This window comes from Candidatus Dependentiae bacterium (assembly GCA_040878395.1).
In the GTDB taxonomy this organism is placed as follows: Bacteria; Babelota; Babeliae; order Babelales; family Vermiphilaceae; genus JAKBEL01.
In genome coordinates, this window is record JBBDMI010000003.1 from 19,900 (window position 1) to 34,992 (window position 15,093).

14 protein-coding genes are annotated in these 15,093 nt (G+C 35.5%); 9 read left to right on the top strand and 5 right to left on the bottom strand.

The features are described 5' to 3' along the window. Nucleotides 1–72: 72 nt before the first annotated feature. The 3 genes from WD055_00425 to WD055_00435 all read right to left on the bottom strand — a co-directional run bounded on the left by WD055_00425 (nt 73) and on the right by WD055_00435 (nt 3,319). Nucleotides 73–1,263, bottom strand: coding sequence for an ATP-binding protein (locus WD055_00425; protein MEX0848675.1), 1,191 nt, complete (start codon nt 1,261–1,263; stop codon nt 73–75). A 98-nt stretch (nt 1,264–1,361) separates the two neighbouring features. Next, a complete protein-coding gene (locus tag WD055_00430; protein MEX0848676.1) occupies nt 1,362–1,778 on the bottom strand; it encodes a 4'-phosphopantetheinyl transferase superfamily protein in 417 nt (138 codons plus the stop codon). Continuing rightward, entirely contained in the window at nt 1,775–3,319 is a 1,545-nt protein-coding gene (locus WD055_00435; protein MEX0848677.1) for a YifB family Mg chelatase-like AAA ATPase, read from the bottom strand. Before WD055_00435 ends, WD055_00430 begins: the two co-directional genes overlap by 4 nt. Nucleotides 3,320–3,483: 164 nt before the next feature. Between WD055_00435 and WD055_00440 the strand changes: the two genes are divergently transcribed. From WD055_00440 to WD055_00450, 3 genes are read left to right on the top strand one after another with little or no spacing between them, the layout of a single operon-like run. Continuing rightward, nucleotides 3,484–6,360, top strand: coding sequence for a hypothetical protein (locus tag WD055_00440; protein MEX0848678.1), 2,877 nt, complete (start codon nt 3,484–3,486; stop codon nt 6,358–6,360). A gap of 24 nt (nt 6,361–6,384) precedes the next feature. Next, nucleotides 6,385–7,629, top strand: a complete 1,245-nt coding sequence (locus WD055_00445) for a hypothetical protein (protein ID MEX0848679.1) — start codon at nt 6,385–6,387, stop codon at nt 7,627–7,629. Nucleotides 7,630–7,651: 22 nt separating this feature from the next. Further along, nucleotides 7,652–8,389, top strand: coding sequence for a class I SAM-dependent methyltransferase (locus tag WD055_00450; GenBank protein MEX0848680.1), 738 nt, complete (start codon nt 7,652–7,654; stop codon nt 8,387–8,389). 113 nt (nt 8,390–8,502) lie between these two features. Here WD055_00450 and WD055_00455 read toward each other — a convergent pair whose 3' ends face one another. Next, nucleotides 8,503–8,904, bottom strand: a complete 402-nt coding sequence (locus WD055_00455) for a hypothetical protein (protein MEX0848681.1) — start codon at nt 8,902–8,904, stop codon at nt 8,503–8,505. Between the two features lie 287 nt (nt 8,905–9,191). Here WD055_00455 and WD055_00460 point away from each other — a divergent pair, with 287 nt between their 5' ends. From WD055_00460 to WD055_00480, 5 genes are all read left to right on the top strand, one after another. Continuing rightward, nucleotides 9,192–10,364, top strand: coding sequence for a hypothetical protein (locus WD055_00460; protein ID MEX0848682.1), 1,173 nt, complete (start codon nt 9,192–9,194; stop codon nt 10,362–10,364). Nucleotides 10,365–10,374: 10 nt separating this feature from the next. Continuing rightward, nucleotides 10,375–10,965 carry a hypothetical protein gene (locus tag WD055_00465; protein ID MEX0848683.1) on the top strand — a complete coding sequence of 197 codons (591 nt, stop codon included), beginning with the start codon at nt 10,375–10,377 and terminating at the stop codon, nt 10,963–10,965. Next, nucleotides 10,949–11,431 carry a hypothetical protein gene (locus tag WD055_00470; protein ID MEX0848684.1) on the top strand — a complete coding sequence of 161 codons (483 nt, stop codon included), beginning with the start codon at nt 10,949–10,951 and terminating at the stop codon, nt 11,429–11,431. Before WD055_00465 ends, WD055_00470 begins: the two co-directional genes overlap by 17 nt. A 97-nt stretch (nt 11,432–11,528) precedes the next feature. Next, on the top strand, nt 11,529–11,873 hold the full coding sequence (locus tag WD055_00475; protein ID MEX0848685.1) for a DUF5674 family protein: 345 nt from the start codon (nt 11,529–11,531) through the stop codon (nt 11,871–11,873). Beyond that, nucleotides 11,870–12,208, top strand: a complete 339-nt coding sequence (locus WD055_00480) for a hypothetical protein (protein ID MEX0848686.1) — start codon at nt 11,870–11,872, stop codon at nt 12,206–12,208. Before WD055_00475 ends, WD055_00480 begins: the two co-directional genes overlap by 4 nt. A gap of 363 nt (nt 12,209–12,571) precedes the next feature. Here WD055_00480 and WD055_00485 read toward each other — a convergent pair whose 3' ends face one another. Further along, a complete protein-coding gene (locus WD055_00485; GenBank protein MEX0848687.1) occupies nt 12,572–13,453 on the bottom strand; it encodes a hypothetical protein in 882 nt (293 codons plus the stop codon). Nucleotides 13,454–13,876: 423 nt separating this feature from the next. Between WD055_00485 and WD055_00490 the strand changes: the two genes are divergently transcribed. Then, nucleotides 13,877–15,091, top strand: a complete 1,215-nt coding sequence (locus tag WD055_00490; GenBank protein ID MEX0848688.1) for a type II secretion system F family protein — start codon at nt 13,877–13,879, stop codon at nt 15,089–15,091. Nucleotides 15,092–15,093 lie beyond the last annotated feature (2 nt).

Genomic DNA, 15,093 nt, shown 5'->3' on the forward strand with positions numbered 1-15,093 from the left:
TTTCAGGAAGCAACGCCGGCTAATTAATGTTTTATTTAGAGGTTTTATTTTTGATTGCGATGTTTCTCCCGGTTAATTGTCTTGAAGTAAATCTTGATCTATTAGATAGTTGACGTTATTCCAAGGAACAACAAAGCCCTTTGAACGCTTTTGTAACTGGTTGCCTCCATAAATGACTATTGGTTTTTGATGAGATTTTATTTTTTCATTAAACCAAATAGTTGTATCAAAAAAACGATTATCCATGGTTTGAGATGCTTTAATTTCTACAGGAGTGATCTTGCCATAATGTTCAACAATGAGATCGACTTCTTTTTGATTGCTATCTCTAAAATAGGATACAACAGGATGGACATTAGTTGCATTATAGTTTTTTATCAGATCAACAATGACCATGTTTTCAAAAAGTGCGCCATATACATCGCGTTTTTTTATGATGATGTCTTGGTTTAAGCCCATTAATGTTGCTGCAAGGCCAACATCATAGAAATATAGCTTTGGTGACTTCGTTACTCTTTTGCCTAAATTGCTATGATAACTTGGTAATCTAAAAATAATAAAACTTGTCTCTAAGAGTGCCAACCAACTTTTTGCTGTGGCAGAGCCGATACCGCAATGCATAGCTAGATCGGTTATATTAAGGGGAGCGCCTACGCGTACAGCACATAATTGTATAAATTTTTTGAAGATAAGAATGTCGTCAATGTTACGTATGCTGCGAATGTCTCGTTCAATATAGGTGACCATGTAGTTTTGATAATATTCATGAGCGTTAATTTGTGGTTGATAAACGCGTGGATAAAAACCTTTCATTATTTGATGATCGACATTTTCTAAGAGCAGATCAGCACTTTTTAGCTCTTTGATTGAAAAAGGCAATAATGTATAGAAGTATACTCTACCCGCTAATGATTCGCTTATTTTTTCATATGATAAAAAATTTTGAGATCCGGACAAAACATAATAGCCGGATTGGGGATTTTTATCTGCTTCGACTTTTATCTGAGCAAATAGTTTTGGCGCATATTGTGCTTCATCTATAATGATGCCATGTTCATTTTTATATGTTTCAAGAAAACCCTTTGGATCGTTGTTGGCAAAAGTAAATATTTCATTGTCTTGCATGTCAATATATGTGTGCTTTTTGAAAATATGTTTTGCCAGGGTGCTTTTACCCGATTGACGAGGACCAACGATGGCAACAACAGGTACTTGTTTTGCTCCTGCCAAAATTGCATTGCTGATGTCTCTTTTTATATACATAACATCCCTTTTATGTTTATGAAAAGTATAGCATTTGCATTATGAATTTCATAGGGTTTGTATATGTATTTTCATAGATTTAGCTGTTTTTTGCTTTTTTATTGGTTCTGAGAGGCTTCCAATAAAACCATCGCTGTTGCGATTTCAATAGTGTGTGTAAGCGAGAGATGTACATTAGGGGCTTTGATGTTTTCAGGAAGCAATGCAGGCCAATTGATCATGAGCATTGGCACGCCATTCTTGTTTCGTTGTACTGTTGTATGTTTTTGTACCATTAATAATGTTTTTTTATTTTCAATGTTCAGCTGGGCGCACATTGCATGATATGCTTTAAAAAATGCCTCACGAGCTGCAAAGCGAGCAGCAAAGCGTTCAGCGGAGGTCTGTTTGTTTTCATGTAAGCAGTATGTGATTTCATCTAAACTAAATATTTTTTGCAGTTGTTCAGAGCTTTTTTTATGCCAATCGGTAAAACGATGTACGTTAGTGGTATCTATGCCGATGCCTAAAATCATTGTCTTTGCCTTTCAAGCGCTTGATCTAATGAGCGATACATAATTGCTTCACGCATATGTTTTGCATCAATCATATCAGCGTTTGCCAAATCGGCAATAGTACGCGCAACTTTTATGATTTTATGATAGCCACGCATGCTTAAATGCATTTTTTCAAATGCGAGTTTGATCAATTTTTCTGCTTCATCTGTCAATACACAATGTGTATCAACTTCATCTGAGCTCATCATGTTGTTGAATTTGTTATGTGTGCCAAAACGATGTTGTTGTTTTTCAATGGCTGTTTGGACCCCTTCGTATATTTTGGCAGAACTTGCTGATGCTGTTTGCGTATCTTTTATCATATCATATTCGATTGATTGCACATGCACTTGCAAATCAATACGATCGAGTAATGGCCCGGATAGTTTATTAAGGTACCGTTGAATTTGTTGTGGAGCACAAACACATGTTCTTTTTTTATCACCCCAATAGCCACATGGGCATGGATTGAGTGCGGCAACTAATAAAAAAGATGCGGGATATTCAATTGAATGTTTTACCCGTGAAATAGAAACTTTTTTATGTTCTAATGGTTGGCGCAGCACTTCTAACGTGTCACGTTTAAATTCAGTCAGTTCATCTAAAAAGAGAATACCGTTATGCGCTAAACTGATTTCTCCCGGTTGTGGGCATGAGCCGCCACCGACTAAACCGGCTTGTGAAATAGTATGATGTGGGCTGCGAAAAGGGCGTTCAATAACCAAAGGTTTGTCATGGAGTTTTCCACTGATAGAATATACTTTACTTGTTTGTACCACTTCATCAAAATGCATATCGGGCATAATGGTTGCCAAACGTTTTGCGAGCATTGTTTTGCCGGCGCCGGGCGAGCCAATAAACAGAATGTTATGTCTGCCGGCCGCTGCAATTTGCAATGCACGTTTTGCCATGCGTTGACCTTTTACTTGGTCAAAGTCGATAGAGTAGTTACGGTTTTTTTTTATGTAATTGGCAAATTGGGTTTTTGTTGGTGCAATTGTTATTTCATTGCGAATATAGCCGACAACTTCAGTTAAGTGATCAACGCCAATAATCTCTATGCCATCAATCAATGCAGCCTCTTTGGCATTTGCTTTGGGCAGTACAATGCGCTTCATGCCCATTTTTTTTGCATCAAATGCTATGGGCAATGCGCCTTTAATTGGTCTGACGCTGCCATCGAGCGAAAGTTCACCGAGCCACAATGTTTCTTGTAAGAATTTTTTTTCGATATGAATTGCTTCGTCTGCTTTTAAGATGCCGATTGCAGCCGGAAGATCAAAGAGTGTGCCAACTTTTTTTAGATCTGCAGGAGCTAGGTTAACCACTATGCGTTTTGGAGGAAAACGAAAACCACTATTTTTGATTGCGCTGCTAATCCGATGTTCACTTTCTCTAATTGCTGTATCGGGTAATCCGACAATGATAAATTTGATCAAACCGTATGAAAGATCTACTTCTACTTCAACTTTGTGTGCATTAACCCCGATAGTCGTGGCAGAAAAAACTTTTGCATGCATGAAATTTTATGTCCCTAAAAATGAATTTCTATTTTACATAAGCGTAGCATGTGTAAACAATTTTGAAAAGAGGCATATATAGAAAATATTTGCGGTGGTACTTTTTGTAAATGGTAGTACAATTAATGCATGCAACTGATAAAAAAAAAGACAAAGGAATGAGTATGAATAACTGGTATAAGCAGTTATATATTATTTTATTAAGTATAGTAACTTCATCTATACATTCAGCGCGCATTGTTCCCGGAAATGCTGGTGGAAATGAAAGTTTTACTTTTTCATTAGGTATGGATGCGCACAATGCAACAGGAAGTACCTTATTTGTTGGCGCGCGTAAAAAAGGTACCGGAGGTGATTATGCACTATCGGGACTTTTTTCTAACATCAAGGGATTCATTCCCCATTCTCCTGCAATTACAACATTAAATGGACAAGCAGATCAAGCCAACCCTCTTTATGATGCTGCAATAATACAGTTAGGTCTGTTCGGTGTGCGCAGTTTAGTTGGACATCAGATTATGAATCCAATTGCTGTAACACAAGAATATCCGGCAAATATATATTATGTTGATAGTTGTGTACAAACAAGTCGTCAGGAAAAATCCGGATGTGATGGCGATGAAACATTGGTTAATGTTGTTGGGGTATGTACCAACACCATTTCAGTGGAAAATGTAAAAGATGCAACAGGAGTTGAGGTTACAACCGAAATTATAGGCCTGCAACGGTTTGAACAAGAAGCAATTTTTGCTGCAGTCAAACCACATGATATTATGGATGACGATTTTGGTCAGCCGGGTAGCGGTATCGCTGTTATAAAACTGGTGCATACCAAAGTTGACGAATGTGTGCAATCTCAGTTGATTCAAATTAATGCACAACCGGGTGACAGTTCAGATCTGCCTCGCGCTTCAGCATTGGATGTAACTTCTGATGCAATAAAAATCGGAAACGATGTCGTCAGTATCGAAAATATTATAGATATGCATTATAGCGATCGCTTGAAACGCCTTTATATTGCTTTGCAAGTTCAAGGCGGTGCGGATGCAACTGATGGTGCTTGTGGTGTGGTTGTTGGGCGTTTAGTTAATGGAAAACTTATTTTTGCGCCAATTGCACCGGATAATGTATTTACCAATCAAGATAAAATTGTTGGTGGTACCGGAGCTGATACGCAAGTTTCGATTCATAAAGTGCGTACTATGAGCACAACAACCGGACTTGATTATGCAATTGTTGTTGGGCAAACCGGAGCACCGGATGACACTCGGCAATCAGTATTTGCAATGCCATTGGTTAACACTATATTGACCGGAACTTTGGAACAAGAGACTCAAGGGACTTTGGCAAATGTGTTGATTGATCCTGAAGAATTTTTCTCAAAAAATGAAGACAAAAAATGTAATACTTTAGCACAAGCATTTCTCGGCCGTTCATTTGTGCAAGCTGCAACTGAACCGGATCAAGTCTTTACTGACATGAGTGTGCAAGCGGTTGTTGGGATTGATGATTTACCCAATGGTGATATTACTGACATTAATGTTTCTAATGATGTAGTATTTGTTTCTGTTGCCAATACTGTTGATAATGAAAAGCCGGGTATTTTTTGTTCACGAGCATTGTTTGATGACGCCGGTGTTATTGGTGCATGGACACCTTGGGAGCGTGTTGCAGGAACGACAGATAAAGTTTTTGGATTCTCTTATCAAGCTATACCCGGAGGATTTATTTGGTTAACCGGGCAAACAGACCAATCAATAAAAACAGTAAAACAGACCGAATGGGGCAAAGGTGCGCAAGATGGTCTTGCAGATTTAGGTTTAGTAATTGAAGAGCAGTTACCGCAAGGTTGTGGTGGCGTTCAAGGCTTTTTTGATTTACCACAAAACAGTCCGGGATTATTTGATATCTCTTTGTTTATCGCTACAGGATTAAATAAACTATTGTTGATTGAGAGTGCTCAGCAAGATGCAAATGGCGTGTTGTGTCCCAATTCCGGCAACTTTCATGATGATTTAAGAACATTCACTGCCGGTGAAATTACAACTAATTTTCCAAATGGTGATACAAAAGTTATTTCAATTTCAGGCGGCGTTCTTGATGACATAGGTCCTATTATTGCTGCGACAATAGGTGTCGATGACATTACCGATCAAGGATATTTGTTTGTTGGCGGTGCATATGGACTTGCAGTGCTGGCACAAGAAGATGGTAATGGGTGGTCAACAATGAATGCATTAGGTAAAAATTTTTCCGGTTTAGTTGCAGGCATGCGTTTTATTTCATTAGATGATTATTGTTTTGTACGTAAATTGATTTTTGATGGTGGTTTTTTATATGTATTAACTGATACGCAATTGGATCGTATTGATATTGCCGCAAGTGATTTTGCAACAGGTGTTTTGTCGGTAGTTACCGTTGCTACATTAAGTGATATTTTGCGCGGTATTGACGGCACAATGTTGGATGTGGCTGTTTCAGATAGATTTGCACTTCTTGCAGGAAGCACCGGTATATTTCGTGTTGGTGATGATGCAAACATTCAAACAGCAACGGATAGTTCTGAAGTTGACTGGACATCGGTTATAATTCCTGAAGGTTTACCGGTTGTTCGTCAATTGCAAACGATTGCGAGTAACGGTTTGCCAAATGGTTTTGCAAAAACTGATAATGGCAATGTATACGCTTTAGATGCTTATCGTGGTTTTGATTTTGCTCAAGAAAATCGTTATACCGTTCAATCAGTCGTTAATCAGCCTATTGATAATGATACCGTGGTGCCATTGCCGGATATGAATATAAAAGATATTTTGACTTCATTTGCACGATTTGGTGTCTTTAAAAATTTGATTAATGTTGATGGTACTGATAATTTTTCCGCACGAAATCGCGTGCAGACACTTTCTCCTCTTGTGCGTAATCGTCTTTTTGTACTGCCTTTAGGTATTGAGGATGCATCTACGGTCTCGGCAATTGTGCGAAGTTCTGCGTCAGGTGCATGGTTAATTACCGGTGATTTTGGCCTTCGAGTAAATGAATAAAAAAAGAGCATAAGGAACAAATGCATGTTTAGAATAAAGCGACTGGTTTTGCTCCTGTGTTGCATAGTGTCTGCAACCAGTCTATATAGTATGAATTTAATTCGTCCCTATCAAATTGTGTTACGTCCGCCAAAAGAACCGAATAGTTGGTTGCAACTGTATTCAATCGGCCAATTTGGTTTTGGTGATAAAGCATTTGATTTTGATGGCGAGCAAGTTAATCCTTTGCAAATATATCAATGTCAGCAAAATGCGTTGGCAATGTTAAATGGTTTTGATCCAAGCACAAAGATTGGACAAAAACGTATTCGTGTCGATGCGGATGATGATTGCTTTCGTGGACAATTTGTTCCTTGTGGATCGTTTGATGTTGATGCAGCATTGCGTTTTGGGATGCGTTTTTTTATGCATCATAATTTATCATTAGCTTTCTATTTACCATTTTATAAAATGAGTTTGACTGATGTTGTTTGGCAGGATTTAACATCGGATGTTTCTATCGAGGATGCCCGCGTGCATGCCTATCTCACCGATTGTTTTGTTGATAATGTGTGTGAGTTAGGTGATCTTGATATCACCGGTTGGCGTAGATCGGGTGTTGGTGATACCACTGTTTCGCTTGAATGGATAAATGATTTTCCGCAACAAAAAGAACTGTTGCATAATGTAACGATAAACGGTCGTTTGGGCATGACATTGCCTTCAGGTTTAAAAACTGATGAAGATAAAATACTAGCTTTTTCATTTGGCAATGACGATGCTATTGGTGTAGTGTTCGCACTTGGGTTGGATCTTTATTTGGGTCAATACCTCAAAGCAGGATTTGATGTACAGTTAATGCATTTGTTTGGTAATACACGTTGTAGAAGAATAAAAACAGATGTACGTCAAACCGATTTGTTGTTGTTGCAAAAAACATCGGCATTTAAAGATTATGGCTTAACGCAGCAATTTAGTCTGTACTGGCAGTTCTATAAAGTGCTTTATGGTGCGTCATTTGAAGTTGCATATCAATTTTATAAACGTGGTGAGGACATCTTATCACTTACCTCAAATGAGTTCTCAACTGAAATTGCAAACTCTGCAATCAGTTTACAAGGATTCACGACACATGATGCGTTCTTTATTTTGAGTTATGATTTTCAAGAACACATGGCCGATTGTTATGGTTGGTCACCATATGTTGCAGGCTTTGTGAATATTCCATTTAATGGTAAGCGTTCTATTGTTGCGCAAACTGCAGGCTTTGTGTTCGGATTGAATTTTTAAGATGGTATAGCTAAAGATATATATGCATTTTTATTCCGGTCTTTCGGCAACATTATATGATTCTTTTTTTTCTGAGATTGATCAAGAAGAAATTTCTTTTTTTGAACATTATATTAAGCAATCACAAGAGCCGGCATTAGAAATTGCATGTGGTACGGGGCGGATATTAATTCCTTTATTAAAACGTGGATATGATATTGAAGGGTTTGATAGTTCATCACATATGTTGCAACTGTGCAAAGATAAAGCTAAAAAAAATAATGTAAATCCGATTTTGTATCAACAAAAAATGCAATCACTACAGTTGTCAAAAACATATGGTTGTATGTTCAGTCCTCTTGGATCATATCAACAAATTGTCGATAGAGAAGATGCGCAACAAGCATTGCACAAGTTTTATGAACATTTAATGCTTGATGGCACGTTAATTATCTATCTTTATTTGCCATGGTATAATGCGCCTACATTTGGTCAATGGCATCGACATGAGCCAATAAAAAAGGATAATCAAGAAATTATTGTGCATGAAAAATTGATTCATGATCCGATAGAGCAGTTAGTTTTTGCTCAGTATCGTTATGAGATTTGGCAAGATGATATCTGTATTGCCAAAGAAGAAAAAGAGATGACTATCCGTTGGTATAGTCGTTTTGAATTTCAAATGATGCTTGAACATGTTGGATTTAAACATATTCAAGTGAAATCCGGGTATCAAGATAATGGTCCATTTGATCAAATGTTATTTGTTGCACAAAAGTAATATTATTCAATACGTTTAACGCTTTTGCAGTTTCTAAAGATTATATCATGAAAAAAGATGATGATTTCAGTTTCTTGTTTTGGTTCAATTTCATAGATGCGTATCGTCTTGTATTATAAATCAGGATGTTCAGCGCATTTTCTGCAGGCATCGATGCAGTCGTTAAAAGTATTTAAACAGCTAGCGATCATGCCGTTACAACGCTTGCTGATCGTATCACATGATGAAATGATATCATTACAATTTTTAATGCATATATTGCATTTCTCAATCATGTCATTGACCAATCGAATGCTATCGGTTTCTTTTGTATGTGTAAGATAAAAGGATGCCGTCTGTAAAAGTTGGTTAATTACGTCTATGCACTCTCTGCATTGTTTGACGCATGTATTGTTTGCATCAATACCTAAAGCATCTTCTTTTTGTGCGGCTGAGCATGTCTGGATTGTTTCTTCACATTTTTTAATAGTTCGATAAAGATGATCGATTAAGTTTTGTGTATAATTTGTGTTCATGATTTTTCCTTTTTTTTTAAATAACTATGTTGTTTAAAAAAGGTTATAGTTTTATTCGTTTTTAAACATCGTTAATTGTGTTATTAGCTATTGGAGTATCGCTAATGATCTTCTTCTGTAACTTTTTATCGTTAATCTGTTTTTAACCATATCAAAACTGTACTGATTAAATCAACCTATTTTGAAGTTAAAAAAGAGCTGTTTTCTCCTATTTTGCCTCTAAAAAAATGCAATTTGACATAATTATCATATATGTTAGCATTATAGTATAAAAATGGAGGAAAAAAATGGAAAGAAAAAGTTTTATTTTACCTATATTCTTAGGTGTTTTATCTGTATTTTTACAAGCAGACTTTGTTGAAGTTTCTGTTTGGCATAAGTTGACTTCATCTGGGCAAGTTCAACGATTGATTTTGTGTGGAGATCAGCATGATATCAAAGAAAAGGGCTTTATTCAGGCTCAAGAGGTTGTACAGCTAGTATCTAATGATAAAAACAGCCATATAATTGTAGAAGATTTTAATGATTTAAATGGTGTTGTTGAAGATATTAAGGTGTTTTTTGAAGAATCAAAACAGCAAGATGTAGTTCAATTGCAGCAACAAGTGCAAGATCGTTACTCCAAGCATGAAGCTCATAGAGTGGATCGAGCAAAAAATGAGGATAACTCATTGCTCTTTTTGATTCCTTATTTTGCAAATAAGCATTCTGTTGAATGTACTAATGTTGATTTTCGAAATAGTTTTTCATCTGATATGCAGCCTTATGATATAAAGGACTGTGCTTCAATAAAGCCGGTAATGTCTTGGATGCTTCAGCGCAAGGTTGAAAGGATGAGGCTTTTTAATGATAATGAAAAATTAAATGAATTTTATCAAAAAAAGGTGCAGCAATTTTTGCCTTTTATGAACTATATCTGTTCTATAATGGAACGGGAAAAATTAACTTATCAGGAGTTGAGCCTGTATTTATATAACTTGTTTTTAAATAATCCTGATGCTTATAATGCAGATTTGTTTTTGCCGGCAACGAAAGAAGATAGTTTTGCTATACGCGATAATTTAACAGACATTATTAATGAGATTAAGTCTATAGGGGCATCTGCTAAGTTGAAAGATGAGCTAAAGGAAATGATTGATTATTTGCTTGATCTTTGTACCGTAGATTTAATTGATGTTCAAATAATGCATGAGATATTTAAAAAACAACTTGTAATTGATGCGCAAAACACTGTTGTTGTGTGTTGTGGTTTGGCTCATATGCAGGCTATAGAAAATATGTTAATGCCTTTAGGGTATACAAAAATTGAAAATAAAAAAGATCGATCTGGGATTCAACTTAAACAACTTTGTGAACCATACGTATTAAGTCATAGTCAAGAGCATGATATGGTAAAATCTTTATGGCTCCGCATATCTTTGTTTTTTTCTTATTGTTTTAATTTGTTCAATCAAAAATAAGAGGTTTATCATGAAAAAATTATTTATAATAATGTTAGTCTTTTGCGCGTCTATAATCAAGGCAGACTTTACGCATGTAAATCTGTGGCAAAAAAAGTTGGCAACCGGAGAAAAACAACATGTTTTATGTTGTGGAGATAGGCATCGCATTATGCAAAAAGGCCTGAAACAGGTTGAGCGTCTTATGGAGTTTATTACAAAAGTCCCCGGTAAAAATGAAATTATTATAGAAGATGCACTTAATTATCAAATTTCAATGCAAAAGTTGAAAGAAAATGATGATGGCTCAGTAGAGCATAAGCGTTTAATGGAAGATTTTCAGGATTTTCAAAATGAAATGAATGCCTATCGCCGTCAAGATGTCATTGATGGTGTTATTAGTGGCATTGTTCTTGTTCCTGAGCTTGCAAAAGAGCATGATATTGCTTGTACAAATATTGAATTTCGTCAGGTTGTTACCGGCCAATTACCGGACTTAATTGAACTTATAGATGAGCATGGTTTTAGTCATTGTAAAATAATCAATGGCATAGTTGAAACAGTGTTAAATACAGTTGAGTCATTTGATGATTCATTACAGTTAAATGCATTATGCAGTTAAGTTGAACATTTTCAATTCGGCAGCTATTGATGATTTTCAAGTTTGGTTTAATAACTTAAAAAAAGTTTTATATCATATTAAGCATGATAAAAATAGTCAAAAGCATCGAGCAGATTTGAGGATGATATTGACACATATATTTGATTTAGCATCAGTACAGTTGGTTGATGCAGTTATTCTGCATGAAGTTTATAAGAATCAAGTTACATGCAATACTGATAGTGCTATTTTTATATGCGTAGGACGAGCGCATATGCTTGAGGTAGAAAAACTGTTACCCGCATTGGATTATAAAAAAATAGATGCATGTTTTAATATCAAAGGTGTAGATGTTGAACGATTTTGTGCACTATATATTAAGCCAACTTCTGCAACAGATGAACATACAAAAAGAGTTCAGGATATACCGTTTTGGCTACGGATTGTTTCTGTGATAAAATACTGCATTGGGTTTTTTGGAAATTAAAATGGTTTTGCAAAAACCTATCCATTTGGTCACATTTTTTATAGATTTTGATATGATATAATTAAGTTGAATATCAATAAGTGCAGGAGAACAATAAATGACTACGGTAACTGATTGTATTACAATCGAAGAACTAAAAAAAATGTCTGAAAATATGTTTGATGATCTTGTCAAAGCAGTTGTTGATATTGAGAAAGAAATAATGGTTGTTGATGCTGAAATGCATGCTGATCAAGAATATTATTTATTGGAAAATGAATCAAAGCAAAAAGATTTATGGGGGATCAATCTGTTTCCATATAGTTTTGGTACAGAGGATTTTATCATTTTTGATTCTATGATTAATTTGCGTCCTTCTTCAGGGAATCGTAGTAGAATAGTTGAAAATCCTGTGGTTCAAGAAAAAATAAAAAATATTGTGCATAAGCTGGTGAAGTCATGAAGATCCATAAAGGATTATCATTAGAGCGCTGGTTTACGTTTTCTTTATTTGAACAATTAGCCAATGTTGGCACTGACATTGAGCGTGTAATCAATTGGAAAAAAAAAGAAAACATTGATTATAGTGAAAAAGCCTTTGCAAGGGCTTTAGAGTTATTAGACCTTACTATTTTAGATGATAAAAATAAGGGTGGAAAGCTAAGAGAGTTGTTGCGAATGAGAGAAATTCTTATTGATTATTTTGTATATGATAATCAGTACAATTCTAATGACAAAATGTGGCAAGATTACTTTTATCAATTTAATTATGCTGCCGCTATTCAGAACGGAAAATAATCATACCGAAGCCTCTTTAAAAGTCTTGAGAGCTTGAAGCATAGTGCTGTATTTTTTTTTTAATTTTTCCATATGATTTTTTCACTATCTATAGAGTCTTTCATTTCTTTATTTATATGATGATAATCTACAACAACTTTATACATGATGTTGCTTCCTTCAAGAACGCTTTTAATTTCACCAAGTTCTATAATTGGTAATTTTTCTCCTGTATCTATTGCAAGATCAATATCAGAAAAATCGGCATTTATGCCTCGAGCACGTGAACCATATAAATAAATACGTGCATTTGGTTGTAAAGCATGTATGAGTGAGATTATTTTATCTTTAGTTTAGTTGATCAAGGGTTTTTATATAGCTTCCTTATGAAACAAAAATGCCTGAATGATATGCGCGTGTTTTTGCTTCTGTCATTGTGATTGCACGTTCTAATCTTTGCGATTTTGATTCAATAAACTGCTCTTGTTCAAGTTCAAGAAATAAAAGATTTTTTGCCTCAATATCATTGCGAATATTTTGATAGAATTCAATTGGAATTTCAGCATATGATAAATCTAAAAAGAGGCAGAAACGTTCAAGTAATGTAATAAACAGATCATTAAGATCATCTTGATCATTAAGAATGTCTTTTTCATATAAACGTGCAAGTTGATCGGCTATAATTTTCACATTGCGCCAAGCTTGTTCATATTCTTGTGGATTCCATATAAGTTTATTCACTGTCATTTCAAAAAATACCATAAATGATTTTCGTAGCTCTTCGATTGATGCATCGGCAGAAAGTTCATTGCTGGTTTGAATCAAAGAGATTATATCTTGTGATAAGTCGGTAAAATAAGCATCAGGATCAATTTTGAGGTAATCAAATTTGTTGAGCATTGTTTCGTACATAGAAGATGAAATTTGCTTTTGTAATGTCTTGTATGCCGGTGTGAGTTCATGAGAACATGCTTGTTGCAAGAGCGGAGTCACTTCATCTAACATTTGGCAGTATGCATATGGATTTATATACATACTTTGTTTGAGTTTATTGCCAAACATACGCAATATTGATTGATAATAACTACGCGTTTGTGGTGTATTGCGTTTTAAAAATTGAGTAAAATGGAAAAAGTTATTGGGTAAAAATTCAGTTCCATAATCAGGATGATTGTATGCATGACGAATAAAGCAGCGCAGCCCATGATTGGAAAATTTTATTGGTTGTAAAAAATGACTGTGATCAAATGTAATAGAATTACTCATTTCGGCAACACTATTGACAGGGAGTTGAAAATCTTTGCTGTTTACATTATGACTAGATAGTAGACATGTGAATAAAAGGATGGATAAAATAAGCATTATACGTACCTCTAAAATAAAAGGATTTTTTTGTAATTAGTTGTTATCCTATCATGGAATATGGCATGTAATCAAGATAAGGCTGATTTAAGAGCGTAATAAAAATGTTGATAAAGCCTTGTTTTTAAAGGGAGCGGCCTCTCCCCTGTCATTCCTGCGAAGGCAGGAATCCATATTGTTTACGATAGGGTTTTAGAATTATTATTGGATCCCTGCCTGCGCAGGGATGACAAAGAAGGCAGGGATGACAGAGAGCGTTAATTTTTATATCAGTGTTATTCGTTTTTTGTAAGCTTAATTTGTTAAATTGTAAAAAAAGTAATCAGTATGGCATTATATTATTATCAAGCGTTTTCAAAAGATGGAAAAAAAATAACCGGCTATGTGGACGCCGGATCGGAAGTTTCTGTTAAAGAACAGTTACAACGTAAAGGTATTTTTCCAACCAAAGTAGAGCGTTCCTTGGGGGGAAAGAAAAAGAGTTGGTATGCCCGTTTTTTTGAAAAAGGGGTATCAGTTAAAGAGGTGATTTTATTCACCAAACAACTTGCCGTATTATTAAAATCGGGGGTTCCGTTATTACAAGCATTCGAGCTTTTATCAGAGCAATTTAGCGGACGATTGCAAACGGTTATTGTTGCAATTAAAGATGACCTCAAAGAAGGGCGTGCGCTTGCCGATGCAATGTCAGATTATCCAAAAATTTTTAGCAACATCTATGTTCAGCTTGTGCGTGCAGGTGAAGCAAGCGGTAAATTGGAAATGATTTTGGAGCGATTGGATGGTTTTTTAGAGCGGCGTGAGCAGATTAGAAAACAGGTAAAGTCTGCAATGATGATGCCTATTATTCAGATGGTTGTTGCAGTTATTGTTGTTGGTGTCATGATGATTTTTGTTGTGCCACAGATGGCTCAAAATTTTGCAACACAAAATAAAGAGTTACCATTGCCTACAAGAGTTATTATTAACCTTTCAGAGATTTTACAAAGTTATTGGATTTTTCTTATTCTATTGGGCGCTCTTTTGGTTATGGGATATATGTATTGGGCAGCAACCAAAGAAGGCCGTCGCTTTATTGATAGGGCAAAGCTTAAGATGCCATTGATTAAATATTTTGCTAAAACGAATGCAGTGGTACAGTTTAGTTCAACTCTTGGTATGCTTATCGAAAGTGGCGTGAACCTAGCTGAATCATTAGACATTGTAGTGAGTATTATCAATAATAGTGTGTTAGCTAATGCTTTAGATGATGCTCGAGATAATATTATAAAACAGGGTAAAATTGCGCAGTACCTTAAGAAAACAGATATTTTTCCTCCTATTGCAATTTATCTCATTAAGACGGGAGAAGAAAGCGGAAATTTAGATATGATGTTATTAACGGTTGCACGAAATTATGAAGAAGATTTAGCCGAATTGACTGATAGTATGACGGCGACATTAGGGCCAATACTTTTGGTTGTTATGGCTTTAGTTGTAGGGTTCATTGTAATTGCAATTGCAGTTCCAATGATGGATTTTGGTGAAATTTCAGGCATATAAAG